Raw genomic sequence first — 18585 nt, forward strand, 5'->3', positions numbered from 1 at the left:
TGGCCCCATGAAGTCCGACTACGAGCTCTCCCTCAGAGATTACATCGCCATTATCAAGGACCGCGCCCTGCTATTGGGGGTGAGCATCGTAGTCATCCTGGCCGGGACCGTCGCTGTGGCAGTGATGGTGCCGCCGATCTACCAGTCGACCGGCACCATCCTGGTGGAGTCGCAGCAGATTTCCCCCGAACTGGTTTCGACCAACAACACCAGCTTTGCCGATGAACGCATCGAAGTGATTCGCCAGCGGGTGATGACCCGCGAGAACCTGCTGCGCATCATCGACAAGTACAACCTGTTCCCCGACAAGCGCTTCAGCGATAGCGACAAGATCGACCACATGCGCAGTGCCATCGTGGTCGAAACCCTTACCACATACGTGCGTGGGCGCGGTGAAGCGACCGTGGCGTTCAATGTGTCCTTCGAGCACAAGCAGCCGGAAGTGGCCAAGGAAGTCGCTGACGAGCTGGTGACACTGTTCCTCAACGAAAACCTCAAGCAGCGTACCGAGCGGGCCAATGAAACCACCGAGTTTCTCACCCAGGAGGCGAACAAGCTGGGGGCCGAGCTGGCCAGCCTGGAAAACCAGCTGGCGGATTTCAAGCAGGCCCACGCTAACGCCTTGCCCGAGCACCAGACCTTGCGCATGAACATGCTGTCGCGGTCGGAGCTGGAGTTCCGCGAAGTCGACCGTGATTACAAGGCCGCCCAGGAAGAACTGCGGTACCTGGAACTGGAACTGTCCGCGGCCAGTGCCGGGCTGGCCACCAAAGCTGGCGAAGGCCCCAGGGCGGCCAGTGCCGAACAGCCCCAGGACCTGCCCAGCCTGAAGGCCGAGTATGCTCGGCTGCTGAGCCGCTACAAGGAGGCCCACCCCGATGTGGTGGCGGTCAAGCGCAGGATTCAGGCGCTCGAAGCCAGTGGCAATCGTACGGCAGCCGCCTCCACGGTCGGCCTCGATATCGCCCGCGTGCGGGCAAAGATGAGTGCGGCGCAGGTGCGCATCGCGTCGCTGGCCGAACAGAAGCGCGAGTTGACCCGCAAGATGGAGGGCTATGAGGCCGAGATCCTCGAGGCGCCGCAGGTCGAACGTGGCCTGGTGACTTTGATGCGTGACCACGACAACGCGCGCAAGAAGTACGAAGAAATCCGCGCCAAGGAAATGGGCGCGAAGATTACCGAAAGCCTGGAGCAGGAGAACAAGGCCGAACGCTTTGTACTGCTGGAACCACCGCTGATGCCCGAGAAACCGATCAAGCCCAACCGCAAGAAAATCGCCGCGCTGGGCCTGGTGCTGGCACCGGCAGGTGGCGGTGCGCTGGTGATGCTGCTGGAAATGTTCAACCAGCGCATTCGCGGCGTCGGTGCACTGGAGAACCTGCTGGGCAGGCGGGTGCTGGTGGCGCTGCCATACATCGATACCAAGGCCGATGTGGCCAGGCGCAAGCGTTGGCGCAACTGGCTGATCGTGGCGGCACTGGCGCTGGCGGCTATCATGGTAGTGCTGGTGCACGTGTTCTACATGCCACTGGATGTGCTGTTGTTCAAAGTCATGTCTCGGTTTGCATAGGGAAGCAGTGATGGACAGGACCAAGCCGGCTGTTGGCAATAATCTTCACCAGGTTACCCCGGGTACCCCGCAGGCCTTGTCACCCGCCCCTGGTATGGCACTGGCGGAAGTGCCTGGCCAGTTCGACTATGTAAACACCAAGGTGGTGCCGCTGCGCGCGGAGCACCTGGAACGTCACCGCATCGTCGCCTACAACAAGAACTCGCACATGAACGGGCCGATCGACCTGCTGCGCACGCAAGTGCTCAGGACCATGGACGAGAACGGCTGGCGAACCCTGGCCATCACCTCGCCAACCCCTGAAGCGGGCAAGACGGTGCTGGCGATCAACCTGGCCATGAGCATCGCCCACCACACCACCAAGACCGCGTTGCTGGTGGACTTCGACTTGCGTCGGCCCAAGGTCGGCAGCACCCTGGGGTTGCCCATGGACCAGGCGCTGAACGAATTCCTGACGGACGAGGCCGAGCTGCAGGACTGCCTGGTCAACCCGACCTTGCCCCGGTTTGTGGTGCTGCCGACGCGGGTGCCGGTGCCATTGTCTACCGAAATGCTGTCGTCACCCAAGGTGGGCAACTTGATCAGCGAACTGCGCAATCGCTACGAGTCGCGCATCTGCATTTTCGATTTGCCGCCGCTGCTCAGCTCTGACGATGCGATCACCGTGATACCCAAGTTCGACTGTGTGCTGCTGGTGGTGGCCAACGGTATGAACAACAGGAAGGAAATCGAGGATTGCCTGCACCACCTGGCCAGGGTGAACCTGGTAGGGACGGTATTGAACAAGGCTGACGAGCAGCCGCGGACCTATTACTGAAGCTTCAGATCCCGGGGCTGCTTTGCAGCCCTTTCGAGACACAAAGGTACAGCGCATTCCTTCAGCTGGCGGGGTCTCTGTGGGAGCGGGCATGCCCGCGAAGCAGGCGATGCGGTGGATGGCACCGGCTGCGCCGGTGTTCGCGGGTGAACCCGCTCCCACGGGGAGGCGCAGTGCCTTTCGATCCTCAGGCTTGGCGCGTAGCCCAGGGATACTGCAACTCCCACTGCCACGCATGCCGCACAATCGGCTCCAGCGTGGCAAACTCCGGCCGCCAGCCCAGCATGTGCATAGCCTTGCCAGCATCGGCCACCAACCGGGGCGGGTCGCCGGGGCGGCGGGGCGCGTCGAGGGTGCGGATCGGTCGGCCAGTCACCGCCCGGGCCGTGTCGATCACCTGTTGCACCGAAAAGCCCAGCCCATTGCCCAGGTTGAACGCGGTTCGTTCGCCACCCGCCAGCAGGTAATCCACCGCCAGTGCATGGGCCGCCGCCAGGTCGGCCACATGCACATAGTCGCGTATGCAGGTGCCATCCGGCGTATCGTAATCCCGGCCAAATACCGTCACCGCCTCACGCCGGCCCGAAGCAGCCTGCAGGATCAGCGGGATCAGGTGGGTTTCGGGGTCATGGCGCTCGCCCAACTGGCCTTCCGGGTCAGCACCCGCGGCATTGAAGTAACGCAGGCACACCGACTTCAAGCCGTAGGCCCGGTCGAAGTCCTCGAGAATCTGCTCGACCATCCATTTGCTCAGCCCATATGGGTTGATAGGCCCCTTGGCATGCGCTTCGTCGATCGGCACGTACTGCGGGTTGCCGTAGACGGCTGCGCTGGAAGAAAACACCAGGTGCCTGATACCGGCATTCACCATGGCCTGCAGGAGAGAAAGGGTGGCCGCGACGTTGTTCTGGTAGTACTTGCCGGGCACGCTGACCGACTCGCCCACCTGGATGAATGAGGCAAAGTGGAACACGGCATCGAAACGGCAAACGCCAAACAGCACATCCAGGGCGGGTTCGTCGGCGATGTCCAGTTTCGCCCACTGGACGCCAGGGCCGGGCGAGACCAGGTCCGCCACCACCACCTCATGGCCTGCACCGAGCAGGTGCTTGACCATGTGCGAGCCAATGTAGCCTGCGCCACCGACAACCAGAAACTTCATCCATGCCTCCTGGACTCTGCTGTTGTACAGCCGCGCATTTCAGCGACAGGTCTGTTGTGAGGGTAGATGGCCATATGCCCTATTTCAAGAACAGCCAGTTGGACATGTACTTGCCGTCGAATGTGATGCTGTAGCGCCCATCCTGATAAGCCGCAGGCAATGGCTGCAACTGTGTCTGTGCATCCCGGGCGAACAGCTTCAGGCCAGCAGGCGCCTTGATGCTCAAGGTGCCGGCAAGCGGCTCGACGTTGAACGGTGTCTTGTCATCGGCCTTGGGCACGGCACGGGTGCCCAGCGACACCAGCAGTTCGCGCGACTGGCCCAAGGGTTTGCCGTCCAGGCTCTGCACCACGACGCTGGCGTACGGCGTTTGCGCTTGCACCTGGATGGCGCCGAGGCTGATCGAGCGACCTCCCAGCCAGCCGGTGGCGGCCTGGGTCAGTGGTGTGTCGAGGGTGTAGATGCCCTGTTGCCAGTTGCGCTTTAGCTCACCCGTGTCGCTGACCGCTTCCGTGGCGTCGGCTGGCAGCAAGGACTGCCCCGGATCCTGCAGTACCTGCGCATCGGCAGGGATGGCAGCGGGTTTCAGCCAGGGTAATTCCGGCGTCTGTGGCAGGGCGATCTGCAGTTGGCCCTTTTCCATGGCCGTGCGCAGCAAAGGCGAATTGCGCGGGGTGATCTCCTGGTTGTACAGGGTAGCGGGCGTCGGTGCGAACACGTAGCGGGTAGTGGCCGGCTTCACATCCGAACGGCGATAGAGCAGGGCGGCAGCGGGCAGGGTGGCGATCATCGCCGGGTCGTTGTAGGCGTGCCAGTTATCCGCCGTGCGCCAGCCTGGATTGAAGGCTTGCTGGCTGTAGGCATACTGCAGCATGGCGTCCCAGCCCTGGTGGCTGGCAGTGCCGGCCACATACAGCGGCAGCGAGTGGCGGTCGGGTAGCGGGAAGGGCTCGGCGTTCCATTCGGTGACGGTCAGCGGCTTGCCAACCACCTGGGCGGCGGCGAGCCAGTCGATCATGCCGTCGCTGGTCAGCGGGTTCTTCTCCAGCTGGCCATTGGCACCGTAGCTGTGAGCATCGATCACATCGCCTGCGGTCAGTGCCGGCAGCGCGCTCAGGCCATTGCCGCCCCAGGTACTGGTGGTAGCGATCGGTACTTTCACGCCGAGGCCGCGCAGGTGGGCGATCATGTCGGCGTTGAAGCGCTGTTCCAGGTCATTGAGAAACAGCTTCGAAGGGCCATGCTCCCAGGCGCGCCAGGTGAGATCGGTGGGCAGGTCATAGCGTTTGGCGAAGGCTTTGGCGGCGTCCATGTAGCGCTCGCTGTGGCGCGGTACGTCCTTGTTCGGCATCAGGGCATTACCATAATGCTGGGTGAGGTCGTTCTCATTGGTGAGCAGTACGGCAGCGATGGCCGGGTCGTCCTTGTAAGCCAGGCCGGTATATTCGTTCACATGGGTCAGGTACTGCTCGGCAAAGCGTTTCATCGCGTTCTGGATACTGTTGTTCACATAGGCGTAACCCTTCAGGTCAACGCGTTCTTCTCCCTTGGCCAGTTCCTTGAAGTCATCGATGTGGTCATTGGCGGTAAGCGCACGTTGCACGTGCATGTCCAGCCAGATATAGACGCCTTCGTCCTTGAGTGCCTTGATCCACAGGTCGAGCTTGCGCAGTGATTCGGCACTGAGCTGCCGGGTATCGCGCACGAGGGTGCCGTCGCCAAATACGTTCGGGCTGACCCAGGGCGAGTCGTGGTGGTGCAGGCGCACCAGGTTGAAGCCTAGTGCCGACAGGCGCTTGGCCTGTTGGCGGATTTCTTCGTCGGGGCTCTTGAACAACGAATAGGCGGACAGGTTGGTGCCCCAGAAGCGCACCGGGGTGTTGTCCTCGAACATCAGCTGCTCGCCGACGGCCTTGACGAAGCCACGCTTGCCGGCAGGCTTTTCCGCGGCATTGAGGAACGACAGGTCCACTGGCGAGGTGCGCCAGTCCAGCTGGTCATCGGGCCAGGTGGCGGGGTCGGCCAGGCCGAAGCGCTCGCTGGGCGTGGGCCCCAGCTCGATGTCGCCGGTGATGTTCAGCACCGCCTTGATCTGCTGCCGACCGGCGCTGATCGGGTCGTTGTAGATGAACGCACGCAGCTCGGACGGGTTGCCGCGTTCGAAATACACCTTGGCCAGGGGCGGGTCGAAGCGCATCTCGATGCGCCGGCCCTGCTCGGTCTTGCCCCATGACCAGCCACGGTTGCCGGCCAGCAGTTGTGGGGCGCCCATGTCCCCGGCAATGTGCGCCGGGTCGAACTGGAACACCATGCCGCCGCCCATCACCCCGGCCTGGCGGCTGTGGGCGTCAAGGTCGAAGGCCCAGCTCAGGGTTTGCGCCTGCTCCTTGCGGATATCCGCCGTCAGGTCGAAGTCCAGCTCCTTGTTCTTGCCCAGCAGCGTGTAGTGGTAGGGGCCATTGACCTTGAACGTCGTGGAGAAGCCTGTCCAGCTCCAGTTGGCCGCCCAGAAGTCGAACTTGGCTTTCATCACCGGTCCACCACCGTGGGTCACCATGGGCAGGCCATTCTGTTCATCGACACTGACTTGCCACGCCGATGCCCAGCCGGGGAGCGGCAGCAAGGCCAGGCCAGCAATGGCCGAAGCCTGCAGCAGGGTTTGAAAACCTGTGCGGCACAGCGTGAGCACGTTCATAGGCGTTACCTGGGTTGAAGACCGGGGTCGGCCAGCGCGATGGCCTGGCTGATGTGCAGCCTGCGGACCATCTGGATGTAGGCCACGCCCAGCCCGGCGACAGTCCAGTAGACCACCGGGATGAAGGTGATGCTGCTGACGGTGAAGATGATCACCAGGATGCCGATCAGTGTCGCCAGCAATACCCGGCCGAGCTGGCGTTGCTCGTCGTCCTTGTCGGGGAAGCTGCGCATTGCCTTGCGAATGCCGAGCAGTACGGTGGCGAAGAACGCCACGAACAAGCCAAGCCCGACCAGCCCGACCCGCAGCGCCAGGTTGATATAGGTGTTGACGATGTCGATGATGCCGTCACCCTGGATCATCGATTGCATTTCGGGGGTGTTGCGGAAGTCGAACGAACCGAACAGTGGGTTGCGCTGGATGACGATCCATGAGTTGTCCATCAGCCGTTCGCGGTAGGTGATGTTTTCTTTCTCAAGGTTGCCAATGAACGGCAGCAGGTCCAGTACCTTGTCGCCACCGGGCACGATGGTGAGCAAGGGCAGGGCCAGCATGCCGACCGCGGCTAGCAGCGCCAGGCGCCTGACCGCACCTTTGCCCAAGGCGATGAACACCACCACGATCACCACGGCACCGATCCACGGGCCACGGGACAGTGGCGCGAACAACCCGGCGGCCAGCAGCAGGGCGCCCAGCACGCGCTGCAGGGGGCTGCGCACATAACCCTGGACGAACAGGAACAGCCCGATGGCCACGCTCATCACATAGCCCAGGGCAATTGCCTGCCCGGTGGTGACGCTGGCACGCAGCGAACCGCCACGGCTCAGGTAGCCGGACATGCTCCACGGCACGCCCATGGCATCGACCAGGGCACTGTACAGCAGCCAGTGGCGCACGTACTCGGCTACACCGATCAGGGCCAGGACGAAGGAGGCGAGCACGAAGGCCAGCAGGGTGTCCTTGAAGTCGCTGATCTGGCGCAGTGCACGGCTGGCCACGTAATACGGCAGGAACACGTCGACATACAGGTACAGCGTCTGGCGCAGGGTGTCGGTCAGGGTGGTTTCGCGCAGGTACAGCACGCTCATCAGCAGCAGGCCGGCCGCCAGCAGCCTGTCGGGCCAGGTGCGCCCAAAGCGCAGGGTGTCGCCTTGCCGGCGCAGGGCCAGTGCCGCCGGCAACAGCACGCACAGGGTCAGCAGGCGGATATGGTTGAGGTCGACCAGGTAATTGACCACGCCAAACCCGGGCACCTGCACCGAAGCCGGCGGGATCAGGAACAGCAGCATGTAGAAAAGTGCCATGGGATTGTGCTCGCGGCGCCCGGCGATGTACAGGATGACGGCGCCCGCACCCAGGTACAGCCAGAAACTGTGCGAGACGAAGGCCAGCAGGGTAAGCAGGAACCACAGGTTGCGCCGGCGCTTGAAGTCGCTCGGCGGGATCAGGTCGCTGGCAGGCCGCCGCGCCAGCAGGAAGACCACGCTCGCCAGAAACAGGATGACTATCAACGCACGAAAATGTTCAGGCATTGGCTATGTACACCTTCCCTCGGCGGGCAACGGCTAGCATCGCGGCTAATTGAAACTATAGTGACCTTTAGCCAATCAGTCAGAGATTGACGTCATGCCGTCGATTGATGTGTCAGCCACCGCGAGCCTGCGCAAGCGGGCTCTGAGGGCCGGGTCGTGGAACCTGGTTTCGCAGGTGGCGTCACAGGTGATGCGCCTTGGCGGCAACCTGATCATGGCCCGCTTGCTGCTGCCGGAAATGTTCGGGGTGATGGTCATCGCCACCACCGTTTCGGTACTCCTGCATCTGCTGTCCGATGTCGGCTTGCGCCAGAACATCATCCAGAGCCATCGTGGTGACGATCCGCACTTTCTCAATACCGCATGGACCGTGCAGATCATCCGCGGCTTCGTGCTGTTTGCCCTGACCTTGCTGCTGGCCCTGGGGGCCTGGCTTGCCCAGCTGGCCGAACTGTGGCCGGCGGATTCCACCTATGCCGCACCGGAGCTGCCGATGGTGCTGGCGGCGACCGGGCTGTCGGCGGTGATCTGGGGCTTCCAGTCCACCAAGATAGATGTGGCGGTACGAACTTTCCAACAGAAGCGGGTGGTGCTGGTCGACCTGGCTTCGCAGGTGGTCGGCCTGGTGGTGATGCTGGTGCTGGGTTACCTGACCCACTCGGTCTGGGCGCTGGTAATTGCCGGCCTGGTGTCGGCCCTGGCCTGGACCATGCTGGGCCACACCGCCCTCGAGGGGCATGGCAACCGATTGCGGTGGGACCGCAGCGCGCTGACCGAACTGATCGTGTTTGGTCGCTGGATCCTGCTGTCGTCGATGGTCGGCGTGCTGGCCATGTACGGAGACCGCATGTGGTTCGGCGCCAGCATGACGGCGGCACAACTGGGGGTGTATTCGATTGCCGTGCTGATCCTCGGTGCCGTGCAGACCGCGTTGATGAAAATCTTCGGGGCCGTGGCGCTGCCTGCCTTCAGCGAAGCGGCCCGGGCCGGTGACAAGGAGCGCCTGAAGGCGCTGTATCACCGCTTTCGTCTGCTGGTCGACCTGTTGGTGCTGTTCATCTGCGGCGGTTTCCTGACCGCCAGCCCGCTGCTGATCGGCTGGATGTACGACGACCGTTACCGTGAGGCCGGCCCGATGCTGGCGATTCTTTCGCTGTCGTTCCTCACATTGCGCTATACCTTGGCTCATCAGGTGTGGATTGCCCTGGGCCTGACCAGGTACCAGGCCATGGACAACATCATCCGCCTGGTCTCGTTGTGGGGGCTGCTGCCACTGCTGCTGGCCATTGGCGGGGTGGACTGGGCGATCTGGGGGGTTGCCCTGCATACCGTGCCAACCCTGGTGCTGATCGTGTATGTGAATTGCAAGCTGGATATCTTCAGCCTCAAACGTGAGCTGGTGGTGCTGCCGATGCTGCTGGTCGGGGCACTTTGCGGGGCGCTGCTGACAGCCTTTTTCAACTGGCTGTAATGCAGCTTGCTGGATGAAACTTTCAAAGGTACAGGTCACCGGATCATGGGGAAGCTTACTTTTTGTAATGCGCAAGTGGGTCGTAGAGGCTTTCTTCAGAGTTGTGTCTTGCTGGGCGTTGGTGGCGCGGTGTTCGGTGCGACGGCAGCCGTTGCCAGCCAACGCGCAGACAGGTCCGGATTCGTGGTGATCAACGGCTGGGTATTGCCGTCCCGTTATTTCCGGAACGAACACGCATGATCAAGGACTATCAGCAGCAGAAGGCGCTGCGCGACAGTTACGATGTGTGCATCATCGGCGCCGGCCCGGCGGGCATCACCCTGGCCCTTCGCCTGGCGACCGCCGGCTGGAGCGTACTGCTTGCCGAAGGCGGCGGGCGTGAGTACTCGGCGAACTCGCAAGCCTTGTACGCCTGTACATCCACCGGCCTGGAGCTGTATGCCAAGGAAGCTCGCTTGCGTTACCTGGGCGGCACATCCAACCACTGGGCAGGCCGTTGCCGGCCGTTCACTCCCTCGGACTTCGCCATTCCACCGCTTGGTGACTTGCCTGGCTGGCCCATTCCCTATTCGGAGATCGCAGGCTACCTGCCTGCTGCCATGGAAATCGTCGACCTGCCGCCCGGGGCGGATTTTCACGCGTTGAATACTGGCCTCGACGGCGGTGACTTCGAGCCGGACCGCTTTCTGCTCAGCCCGCCAACGCGTTTTGCGCAGAAATACGCCACGGCCCTTGAGCAGACCGAAGACCTGGATGTATTCATCAACTGCAATTGCGTAAACCTGGAGTTTGACAAGGCCTCCGGCCGCCTGGCCGCAGTGGTACTGTCCGATTACGAGTGCAATCGCCAGCGGCTGGTTGCGAGCAATTTCGTGCTGGCCACCGGTGCCATCGAGAATGCCAGGCAACTGCTCAACAGCGAGTCGTTGGTGGCGGCGGGGGTCGTGAGCAAGGATGGGCTGGTCGGCGGGTGCTTCATGGAACACCTGAACATTGACCTTGGCACCTTCATCCTCAAGTCGGGGCTAGCCCCTGAGCCGCGCGAGTACTACACCACCGATGCCTTCGTTGACGAATACAGGGCAGGCAAAGGCAATGTCAGGGCCGCCTTGCTGGCCGATGTGCAAACCTATGGTCGTACTGCCGAGGTCAAGCATTTTCTGGAGAGCCTGGCCTGTGACATGGGGATTGCCAGCAAGATCGCCTTCGTGGCCAAGTTCAATTGCCCCGGTGACGGTGTCATCAGCACCATGATCGAGCAGGTCCCCAACCTGCACAGCCGCATTTCGCTGCTGGACGAGAAGGACGCACTGGGTGTTGGCAAGGTCAATGTCAACTGGGCCCTGACCGCTGACGACCGGCACACCATCAAGTGCATTGGCAGCGAACTGGCCAAGCAGTGGGCTGACATGAACCTGGGCTTCGTCAAGCTCAATGACTTCGTTTATGACACCTCGATACCGCTGAGGTTGTCACCACATGCCCACCATATGGGTACCACGCGCATGGCGTCGTCGGCGCAATTCGGTGTCGTCGATACCAACTGCAAGGTATTCGGTACCGAAAACCTTTACGTCGCTGGCAGCAGCGTCTTTGCCACGGGCGGTGCCTCCAACCCGACCATGCCGCTGCTGCAGTTTGCGATACGCCTGGCCGACCACCTCGATGCCAGGATGAGCGCGGCCAGCGACGCCGTGGTGTGACGCACGTTGTACATGGGTTGAGTGCGCTGCGGTCAGCGCCCACAAGAACGAGGCCGGATGCGCCTCAGGGACAGTCCAGATTGCTTTGATTGCGAGGTTGGCCACATGAAGGGATGGATACGCAAGGCAGTGGCGCGCTATGTCCATGCAACGGGGCGAGGAAGCTCGTTCTACAGGAAGTTCTGCAAACCTTCAGGGCTTGAGTGGGGGGCCTACCTTACCCGCTGGGGCAACTTTCACTCGGTAGGCAGCAACTTCTATGTCAATACAGGCTGCAAGTTCCTCGACCCTTCGCTGGTTCGCATCGGTAACAGTGTGGGCCTGTCCGACTGCACGCTGATCGGTCATGACGGGGTGGTATTGCTGATTGAACATCGCTTTGGCAAGCACCTGGACTCGGTCGGTTTCATCGACATCAAGGACAATTGCTTCATCGGCCACGGAGCGATCGTCATGCCCCGCGTGACCATCGGGCCTGAGTCGATCGTGGCCGCCGGTGCCGTGGTGACCAAGGACGTGCCGCCGGGCACGGTGTTTGGTGGCAACCCGGCAGAGTTCATCTGCACCACCGAGGCGTTGATCAAGCGGGTCGAGGCACGTTGCGAAGCCTACCCGTGGATCGACCTGGTCAAGCAGCGCAATGGCGCCTACGACCCGCAGCTGGAGCCGCTGCTGATGGCGCAAAGGCGCCAGTACTTCTTCGGGGATGGCAACAATGGCTAGCAAACCGGTTGATGTCATGGTGGTCAACTTCAACACCGCTTCCTTGCTGCAGCCGATGTTCGATGCGTTGCGCCGGGCCGACAGTGAACGGCTGGCCAATTACCTGGTGGTAGACAATGCCTCGGTGGATGACTCGCTGCAGCGTATGGCCGAGGTCTGCCCGCAAGCGCTGCTGCTGAGCAACAAGCAGAACGTGGGGTTCGGCCGGGCCAACAACCAGTTGCTGGCGCACCTGAAGGGCAAGTACGCCTTGCTGCTGAACACCGATGCCTTCGTCGCCGCCGATTCCCTGCAGAAAACCCTCGACTACATGGATGCCCACCCGCAGTGCGGCGTGCTGGGGGTGCGCCTGGAGGGCCGCGAGGGCGACCTGCAGCCCAGCTGCCGCTATTTCCCCACGCCGCTCAACGTGTTCGTCGGGCGTACCGGGCTGGGGCGTTTCTTCCCGGGCTTGAAGATGGTCGACGAAATGAACTGGGACCACGCTTCGGTCCGCGAGTGCGACTGGCTGCCTGGCTGCTTCTACCTGGTGCGCCGCGAAGTGCTTGACCAGGTAGGCCTGTTCGACCCGCGCTACTTTCTTTATTACGAGGAGGTAGATCACTGCAAGCGGGTTAAGGAAGCGGGCTGGAAAGTGGTGTTCTACCCGCACACCACGGTGGTTCACATCGGTGGGGAAAGCTCCAAGTCCGTAGCCGAACTGGAGGCTGCCAGCCGGCAGATCTCGTCCTGCCAGATCGAAAGCGAGTTGCTGTACTTCCGTAAGCATCACGGGCTGGCGGGCCTTGCCCTGCACATGCTGCTGGTCACCCTGGGCGACCTGGTGCTGGCACTCAAGGCGCTGTTGAAACGACGCGGCCGGGGCGCAATACAGGCCTGCTGGCGTCACTGCCGGGCGACCTGGTCACTGTTGTTCAAGACCCGGTACGCCAGCCAACCGACAAGGTAGGGGGAGCCATGTTCGAAAATCTACGTGCCGACCTGCGTGCCCATGGGGGCGACTGGGCCGCCCAAGGTTTCTGGGTATTGCTGGTGTACCGCTTTGGTCGCTGGCGTTATGGCGTTCGCCCGGCACTGCTGCGCAAGCTGTTTTCGCTCATCTATAGAATTCTGTTCAAGTTCGTGCAGATCATCACGGGTGTGGAGTTGCCGTGCGAAGCGGTGATCGGCCGCAACTTCGTCATCGACCATTTTGGCGGCATCGTCATCAGCGGTTATGCCCGGTTTGGCGATGACTGTCGCATCCGCAACGGCGTGGTGGTGGGCCTGAAGAACGTCAATGAACCGGTTGCACCAGTGTTCGGCAACAACGTCGATATCGGCACCGGGGCCAAGGTGCTGGGTAGTATCCGCATCGGCAACAACGTCATCATCGGTGCCAATGCCGTGGTGCTGGAGGATGTGCCGGACAATTCGCTGGCGGTAGGAGTGCCGGCCATCATCAAGGCCAGGCAACCGGCCGCCACGGCGCCCGTGGAGTGAGGCCCATGGCGAACGGGATCGGTGTGGTGGTGATTGGCCGCAACGAAGGCCTGCGCCTGGAGCGTTGCCTGCGTTCGCTGCTGGGGGCGGACAAGGTCATGTACGTCGACTCTGGCTCCACCGATGGTTCACCACACTTGGCCAGCAGCCTGGGGGTGGAGGTACTGGCGCTGCACATGGGCATCCCTTTCACCGCCGCGCGCGCACGTAACGAAGGCTTTGCCGCCTTGCAGCGCCTGCTGCCGTCGATGCACCTGGTGCAGTTCGTCGATGGCGATTGTGAGGTGGATGCCGGTTGGCTGGTCACGGGCCAGGCATTTCTCGACCAGCATCCTGAAGTGGCAGTGGTGTGTGGCCGCCGACGCGAGCGCTTCCCACAGCGGTCGGTGTACAACCTGTTATGCGACCTGGAGTGGGACACCCCCATCGGCGAGGCCAAGGCTTGTGGTGGCGATGCCCTGATGCGGGTAGATGCCTTCGCCGCCGTCGGCGGCTTCCGCCCAGAGCTGATCGCCGGAGAAGAGCCTGAACTGTGCGTGCGTCTGCGGGCAAAGGGCTGGAAGGTCTGGCGCCTGGACGCCGAGATGACCCTGCACGATGCCGCCATGACCCATTTCAGCCAATGGTGGCGGCGTAGCCTGCGCGCCGGCCATGCCTATGCCGAGGGGGTTTACCTGCATGGTCAGCCGCCGGAACGGCACTGGCTGCGCGAATCGCGCCGGGCCTGGCTGTGGGGCCTGGGCATACCCATGGTGATCGTGCTGACCTGCCTGCTGGTGGGCGGCTGGGGCCTGCTGTTGCTGTTGGTCTACCCGCTGCAGGCCGTACGCCTGGCCTGCCGTGGTGGCAAGTCGGTGCGGGAGAACTGGCTACAGGCAGTGTTCCTGGTATTGGGCAAGTTCCCGGAAATGCTTGGGCAGCTGAAGTTCTTGCGCCACCGCGTCGCGGCCGGCAAATCGACGTTGATCGAGTACAAGTGAAGAAAACTGAGTTCGCAAGCAGTCCGCTCCCACAGGGCCCCCGCTAATTCAATAAGTTATGTGCAGTTCTATGAGAAAGAGGCCCAATGATGCTCGGCACGATCTTGAAAAGCGTGTTTACCTTGCAACCGGGCTATTCGTTGCGGGCACTGAACAACAAGTACAAATTGACGCTGCAGATTGCCAGGCAATGGCCTGAGCTGAATGCGTTTCTGCAGCGCATGACGGCGGCGCTGGGTCGGCAAGGTCTGCAGCGGCTGGGCGTGGATTGCATCGGTGTCGTGCAGTGGCCTTACCTCAGCAAATGCTGGGAAGCCCCCCAACGCCTGGAGGTGGTGGCTTCGCACTTCGAAGTGCTGGCCGGGCAGTTCCCGGGGATGTTGCTGCTGGGGCGGGACGAAAGCCTGACGTTGTGCGAGCTGTACGGCCATTCGCCGGGCTGTCGCCTGGTCCTGGACCGGCCGGTCTGGTTCAAGCGCGAAGGCGAGTTGGTATTGAACCTGTTCCAAAGCGACCTGCGTGTAGCTTCCCTGGCGTTCAGCCTGTGCCGCTGCCAGGGCGAACTGTGCCTGTTCATCGGTGCCGTGCAGGGCATTCACAAGGGTATCGACAGCGAAACCTCGCTGGCCATCTACCGCGACCTGACCAAGGACTTCGAGGGGTTACGCCCCCGCAGCCTGCTGCTCGAGGCGTTGAAGTGCCTGGCCCGGACCCTGGACGTGGCGCACCTGTACGCAGTCAGTGATGCCTGCCGCCACCATCGACACCCGTACTTTGGCAACGACAAAGGCCAGGACCTGGCGGCCAATTATGACGTGATCTGGCTGGAGCACGGCGCTACCGCTTCGAACCATGCGGACTTCTTTGCCCTCCCGCTGGCAGCGGCACAGCGGGCGGAACAGGACATCCCGGCGAAGAAACGGGCGATGTACCGCCGCCGCCAGGCATTGCTCGACGATGTTTTCGCCCGCTTGCAGGCAGCGTTGCCAGGCAGCGGTCACAACCTTGGACTACAAGGGAAGCAGGGGGATGTACCTGACGAGGCGGCATCGGCGAGGCGCCGACCGCCGGTAGTCGATAGCCTGAAGTAACGGCTGGCTGCCGAGGCAGGTCTGAAGTTTCATCACGCGGGTCTTGATCTGGATTCCTATGCGCATTGCCTATTTCATCAACCAGTACCCGAAGGTCAGCCACAGTTTCATCCGCCGCGAGATCCTGGCGCTGGAGCGCCAGGGGGTAGAGGTGCAACGTATTGCCCTGCGCGGGTGGGACACCGAATTGCAGGACGCTGAGGACACGAGCGAACGGGACAAGACCCGCTATGTGCTGCAAAGTGGCATCAAGGGCTTGCTGACACCGACCTGGCAGGTGTTGCGCACACAGCCGCGCCGGTTCTTCCAGGCGCTGTGGCTGGCCATGCGCCTTGGCCTGCGGGCCGACCGCGCCTGGCCCTACCACCTGGTCTACCTGGCCGAGGCCTGCCAGGTACTGCAGTGGTTGCAAGGAGGCGAGGCAGAACATGTGCACGCGCATTTCGGCACCAATTCCACCGAGGTGGTGATGCTGGCCAATGTGCTGGGCGGGCCAGCCTACAGCTTTACCGTGCACGGGCCGGAGGAGTTCGACAAGCCACAGTTCCTGCACATGGGCGAGAAGGTACGGCGTGCCGCTTTTGTCGCGGCGGTCAGCTCGTACGGGCGCAGTCAGTTGTTTCGTTGGGTGGCACACGACCACTGGGCCAAGGTGAAGGTAGTGCATTGCGGCCTTGAGCGCAGCTTCCATGAAGTGGCGCCGGTCAGCGTGCCCACGGCGCCGCGTCTGGTGTGCGTAGGCCGCCTGTGCGAACAGAAAGGGCAACTGCTGTTGCTCGAGGCCGCGCGCGTGCTGGCCGCACGGTCGATCGCCTTCGAGCTGGTGCTGGCCGGCGACGGTGAGATGCGTGGGCAGATCGAGACGTTGATTGCCCGGTACGGCTTGCAGCAGCAGGTGCGCATCACCGGCTGGATCAGCAGCGCACAGGTGCGCGAGGAAATACTTGCTGCCCGCGCATTGGTGCTGCCCAGCTTTGCCGAGGGTTTACCGGTGGTGATCATGGAGGCCATGGCCTTGCGCCGGCCAGTGCTGACCACCTATGTGGCAGGTATTCCCGAGCTGGTGCGGCCGGGCGAGAACGGTTGGCTGTTCCCCGCCGGCACCGTGGACGCGCTGGCGGTGGCCATGGCCGACTGCCTGGCGCAACCTGCCGAAGTGCTGCAGCGCATGGGCGAGGCTGGCCGCCAATATGTGCTGCAACGGCATGACATCGATACCGAGGCGGCCCGGCTGGCCGGTTATTTCAAGGCATCCGCATGATGAGTGTACTGGCTTGGTTACTGGGCATGCTGGCGGCCATCGTCCTGTTGCCGGTGCTGCTGCTGTTGGTGCAAGTGCTGATGGCCTGCCTGCCGGCGCGCGCGCAACCGTCGGGTAACAATGCTCGTCCGCAGGTGGCAGTGCTGGTGCCAGCCCATGACGAGGCTTCGATCATTCGTGCCACGCTGGCGAGCATTACCCCACAGTTGCGGCCTGGCGACCGCTTGCTGGTGGTGGCGGACAACTGCACTGACGACACTGCGCAGTTGGCGCGTGAGGCCGGTGCCGAAGTGGTGGAACGTCACGACGCGCAGTTGCGCGGCAAGGGCTACGCACTGGACTTTGGTGTGCGCCACCTGGCTGAGCAGCCGCCCGAGGTGGTGATCGTGGTGGATGCCGATTGTCAGGTGGGCGAGGGTGCGATCGAGCGCCTGGCGCGGCGCTACCGTGAGGTCGCTCGCCCGGTGCAGGCGCTGTACCTGATGCGCGCACCGGCAGGGGCTGGGCTGAAAGTGCAGGTTGCCGAGTTCGCCTGGCGGGTCAAGAACCTGGTACGCCCGCGTGGCTGGGCCCGGCTGGGCCTGCCTTGCCAGTTGATGGGCGCGGGCATGGCGTTCGGCTGGCGTGACCTGAACTTGATCGATCTGGCCAACGGGCACCTGGTGGAGGATTTGAAGCTGGGCCTGGACCTGTGCCAGCAAGGCAAGCCGCCGGTGTTCTGCCCCGACGCCGTGGTCAGCAGCCTGTTCCCTGCCAGCCAGCAAGGCCTGGGTAGCCAGCGCACCCGCTGGGAACACGGGCACCTGGGTTTGATACTGGCCGACGCGCCCAGGCGTGCGCTGGCCGCAATCACCCAGCGTAACGGTAGCTTGCTGGCCATGACCCTTGACCTGCTGGTGCCTCCCTTGGCATTGCTGGTGCTGGCCCTGCTCGGGCTGAACCTGGTGGCCTGGCTGGCGTACCTGCTGTTCGGCCTGGCGGTACCTGCGTGGATCGCCCTCTGCGCGCTGGCATTGCTGGGCCTTGCCGTCGTGCTGGCCTGGGCGCGCTTCTGCCGCGAACTGATCCCCTTTTCCGTGCTGCTGTACGCGCCGTTTTACGCTGTAAGGAAGGTCCCCTTGTATCTGGGGTTCCTGATCAAACGCCAGGTTGAATGGGTACGTTCGAAACGGGATGAAGACTGATGGCTGAGTGGCAGAAACGCTGGAATACCCTTATAGGCAAGCTCGAAGTGGTGGCTGATGCCGCTGCCGCGCAGCGCCTGCTCGACAGGCTGACCACCCCGCAAACTCCGACCGTGCTGGGCTTCGTCAATGCCCATGCAATGAATCTGGTGGTACGCGATGGCGCGTACCACCAGGCATTGTCTGCGGCTGACGTGCTGCTGCGCGACGGTTCCGGCATGGCGATCCTGTATCGCCGGCTGGGGCTTGAACCCGGGTTCAACATGAACGGTACCGACTTCATTCCCAGGCTCATGGCTGCCTACCGTGGTCGGCGGGTCGCGTTCTGGGGCACCCGGCAACCTTACCTGGAGCAGGCCGTGCAGCGCAGTGCAGCCCTGTTCGGAGTGGTGCCGGTGTCGGTTCACGATGGCTTTGCCAGCGTCGATACCTACCTGCAACTGGCCAGAGAGCAGCAACCGGAGCTGATCGTGCTGGGCATGGGGATGCCCAGGCAGGAGGCTGTGGCGGCGAGGCTGGTGGCCACAGGCGGGCCGTGCCTGATCGTGTGCGGCGGCGCGATCCTGGATTTTCTCGGCGGCAAGGTCAGCCGGGCGCCCGAGTGGCTGCGGCGGTTGGGCGGGGAGTGGCTGTACCGGCTATTACGCGAGCCGAAGCGCTTGTTCATGCGCTATGTGGTGGGCAACCCGTTGTTCCTGCTGCGTACCCTGCTGTATAGCCGGGGCGGGGGGGCGACTCGGCGCACCGTCTGAGTCGGCCAGATCTGCGTGGGTGGTGATTCCGGGCACACTGATGGCGGGTGGCTGCTACAGTGAGATCAGGGGCTTGGGCTGCACGGTTCTGGTTCACTGGCTTTGCATGAGCTGTTGTCAGGACTGGCTGTTTGATCGAAGGCACCTGCTGTGCGCAAATCG

Annotated in this window: 15 protein-coding genes; 12 read left to right on the forward strand and 3 right to left on the reverse strand. The window is 62.8% G+C overall.

Going from position 1 to position 18585, the window contains the following annotated elements; translation table 11 throughout:
- Nucleotides 1-7 precede the first annotated feature (7 nt).
- Together CAY82_RS16065 and CAY82_RS16070 are read left to right on the forward strand one after the other, a co-directional pair.
- Complete coding sequence (locus tag CAY82_RS16065; RefSeq protein ID WP_087502088.1) at nucleotides 8-1570, forward strand: Wzz/FepE/Etk N-terminal domain-containing protein; 1563 nt, start codon at nucleotides 8-10, stop codon at nucleotides 1568-1570.
- Between the two features lie 10 nt (nucleotides 1571-1580).
- Entirely contained in the window at nucleotides 1581-2387 is an 807-nt protein-coding gene (locus CAY82_RS16070; protein ID WP_087502089.1) for a CpsD/CapB family tyrosine-protein kinase, read from the forward strand.
- Between the two features lie 187 nt (nucleotides 2388-2574).
- Here the strand turns inward: CAY82_RS16070 and galE are convergent, their stop codons facing one another.
- From galE to CAY82_RS16085, 3 genes are all read right to left on the reverse strand, one after another.
- Nucleotides 2575-3549: a UDP-glucose 4-epimerase GalE gene (gene galE / locus CAY82_RS16075; protein WP_087502090.1), complete on the reverse strand. Its 975-nt coding sequence runs from the start codon at nucleotides 3547-3549 to the stop codon at nucleotides 2575-2577.
- A 79-nt stretch (nucleotides 3550-3628) separates the two neighbouring features.
- On the reverse strand, nucleotides 3629-6244 hold the full coding sequence (locus CAY82_RS16080; RefSeq protein WP_087502091.1) for a cellulase family glycosylhydrolase: 2616 nt from the start codon (nucleotides 6242-6244) through the stop codon (nucleotides 3629-3631).
- Nucleotides 6245-6249: 5 nt separating this feature from the next.
- Nucleotides 6250-7776 (reverse strand): O-antigen ligase, encoded by a 1527-nt coding sequence (locus CAY82_RS16085; RefSeq protein ID WP_087502092.1) that lies wholly within the window; start codon nucleotides 7774-7776, stop codon nucleotides 6250-6252.
- 94 nt (nucleotides 7777-7870) lie between these two features.
- Between CAY82_RS16085 and CAY82_RS16090 the strand changes: the two genes are divergently transcribed.
- From CAY82_RS16090 to CAY82_RS16140, 10 genes are all read left to right on the forward strand, one after another.
- Nucleotides 7871-9247, forward strand: a complete 1377-nt coding sequence (locus CAY82_RS16090; RefSeq protein ID WP_087502093.1) for an oligosaccharide flippase family protein — start codon at nucleotides 7871-7873, stop codon at nucleotides 9245-9247.
- Nucleotides 9248-9483: 236 nt separating this feature from the next.
- On the forward strand, nucleotides 9484-10950 hold the full coding sequence (locus CAY82_RS16100) for an FAD-dependent oxidoreductase (protein WP_087502095.1): 1467 nt from the start codon (nucleotides 9484-9486) through the stop codon (nucleotides 10948-10950).
- Nucleotides 10951-11055: 105 nt separating this feature from the next.
- A complete protein-coding gene (locus tag CAY82_RS16105) occupies nucleotides 11056-11673 on the forward strand; it encodes an acyltransferase (RefSeq protein ID WP_087502096.1) in 618 nt (205 codons plus the stop codon).
- Nucleotides 11666-12622, forward strand: coding sequence for a glycosyltransferase family 2 protein (locus CAY82_RS16110; RefSeq protein ID WP_087502097.1), 957 nt, complete (start codon nucleotides 11666-11668; stop codon nucleotides 12620-12622). The genes CAY82_RS16105 and CAY82_RS16110 overlap by 8 nt, the downstream gene beginning before the upstream one ends.
- A gap of 8 nt (nucleotides 12623-12630) precedes the next feature.
- Nucleotides 12631-13155 carry a serine O-acetyltransferase gene (locus CAY82_RS16115; RefSeq protein ID WP_087502098.1) on the forward strand — a complete coding sequence of 175 codons (525 nt, stop codon included), beginning with the start codon at nucleotides 12631-12633 and terminating at the stop codon, nucleotides 13153-13155.
- Between the two features lie 5 nt (nucleotides 13156-13160).
- Nucleotides 13161-14135 carry a glycosyltransferase family 2 protein gene (locus CAY82_RS16120; protein ID WP_087502099.1) on the forward strand — a complete coding sequence of 325 codons (975 nt, stop codon included), beginning with the start codon at nucleotides 13161-13163 and terminating at the stop codon, nucleotides 14133-14135.
- Between the two features lie 86 nt (nucleotides 14136-14221).
- Nucleotides 14222-15226, forward strand: coding sequence for a VirK/YbjX family protein (locus tag CAY82_RS16125; protein WP_087502100.1), 1005 nt, complete (start codon nucleotides 14222-14224; stop codon nucleotides 15224-15226).
- A gap of 58 nt (nucleotides 15227-15284) precedes the next feature.
- The gene (locus CAY82_RS16130) at nucleotides 15285-16487 is read left to right on the forward strand and encodes a glycosyltransferase (protein WP_087502101.1); all 1203 of its coding nucleotides are present in this window, start codon (nucleotides 15285-15287) and stop codon (nucleotides 16485-16487) included.
- A complete protein-coding gene (locus CAY82_RS16135; protein WP_087502102.1) occupies nucleotides 16484-17671 on the forward strand; it encodes a glycosyltransferase family 2 protein in 1188 nt (395 codons plus the stop codon). Before CAY82_RS16130 ends, CAY82_RS16135 begins: the two co-directional genes overlap by 4 nt.
- Nucleotides 17671-18423 (forward strand): WecB/TagA/CpsF family glycosyltransferase, encoded by a 753-nt coding sequence (locus CAY82_RS16140; RefSeq protein ID WP_087502103.1) that lies wholly within the window; start codon nucleotides 17671-17673, stop codon nucleotides 18421-18423. The genes CAY82_RS16135 and CAY82_RS16140 overlap by 1 nt, the downstream gene beginning before the upstream one ends.
- Nucleotides 18424-18585 lie beyond the last annotated feature (162 nt).

It is taken from the genome of Pseudomonas sp. SID14000 (assembly GCF_002165135.1).
GTDB lineage: Bacteria > Pseudomonadota > Gammaproteobacteria > Pseudomonadales > Pseudomonadaceae > Aquipseudomonas.

What these genes read in the sequence shown, in the direction of transcription:
- CAY82_RS16115 (WP_087502098.1), top strand. Translation starts at nt 12,631, where the DNA reads ATGTTCGAAAATCTACGTGCCGACCTGCGTGCCCATGGGGGCGACTGG.
- CAY82_RS16140 (WP_087502103.1), top strand. Translation starts at nt 17,671, where the DNA reads ATGGCTGAGTGGCAGAAACGCTGGAATACCCTTATAGGCAAGCTCGAA.
- CAY82_RS16130 (WP_087502101.1), top strand. Translation starts at nt 15,285, where the DNA reads ATGCGCATTGCCTATTTCATCAACCAGTACCCGAAGGTCAGCCACAGT.
- CAY82_RS16085 (WP_087502092.1), bottom strand. Translation starts at nt 7,776, where the DNA reads ATGCCTGAACATTTTCGTGCGTTGATAGTCATCCTGTTTCTGGCGAGC.
- CAY82_RS16065 (WP_087502088.1), top strand. Translation starts at nt 8, where the DNA reads ATGAAGTCCGACTACGAGCTCTCCCTCAGAGATTACATCGCCATTATC.
- CAY82_RS16090 (WP_087502093.1), top strand. Translation starts at nt 7,871, where the DNA reads ATGCCGTCGATTGATGTGTCAGCCACCGCGAGCCTGCGCAAGCGGGCT.
- CAY82_RS16125 (WP_087502100.1), top strand. Translation starts at nt 14,222, where the DNA reads ATGATGCTCGGCACGATCTTGAAAAGCGTGTTTACCTTGCAACCGGGC.
- CAY82_RS16135 (WP_087502102.1), top strand. Translation starts at nt 16,484, where the DNA reads ATGATGAGTGTACTGGCTTGGTTACTGGGCATGCTGGCGGCCATCGTC.
- CAY82_RS16120 (WP_087502099.1), top strand. Translation starts at nt 13,161, where the DNA reads ATGGCGAACGGGATCGGTGTGGTGGTGATTGGCCGCAACGAAGGCCTG.
- CAY82_RS16070 (WP_087502089.1), top strand. Translation starts at nt 1,581, where the DNA reads ATGGACAGGACCAAGCCGGCTGTTGGCAATAATCTTCACCAGGTTACC.
- galE (WP_087502090.1), bottom strand. Translation starts at nt 3,549, where the DNA reads ATGAAGTTTCTGGTTGTCGGTGGCGCAGGCTACATTGGCTCGCACATG.
- CAY82_RS16080 (WP_087502091.1), bottom strand. Translation starts at nt 6,244, where the DNA reads ATGAACGTGCTCACGCTGTGCCGCACAGGTTTTCAAACCCTGCTGCAG.
- CAY82_RS16100 (WP_087502095.1), top strand. Translation starts at nt 9,484, where the DNA reads ATGATCAAGGACTATCAGCAGCAGAAGGCGCTGCGCGACAGTTACGAT.
- CAY82_RS16110 (WP_087502097.1), top strand. Translation starts at nt 11,666, where the DNA reads ATGGCTAGCAAACCGGTTGATGTCATGGTGGTCAACTTCAACACCGCT.
- CAY82_RS16105 (WP_087502096.1), top strand. Translation starts at nt 11,056, where the DNA reads ATGAAGGGATGGATACGCAAGGCAGTGGCGCGCTATGTCCATGCAACG.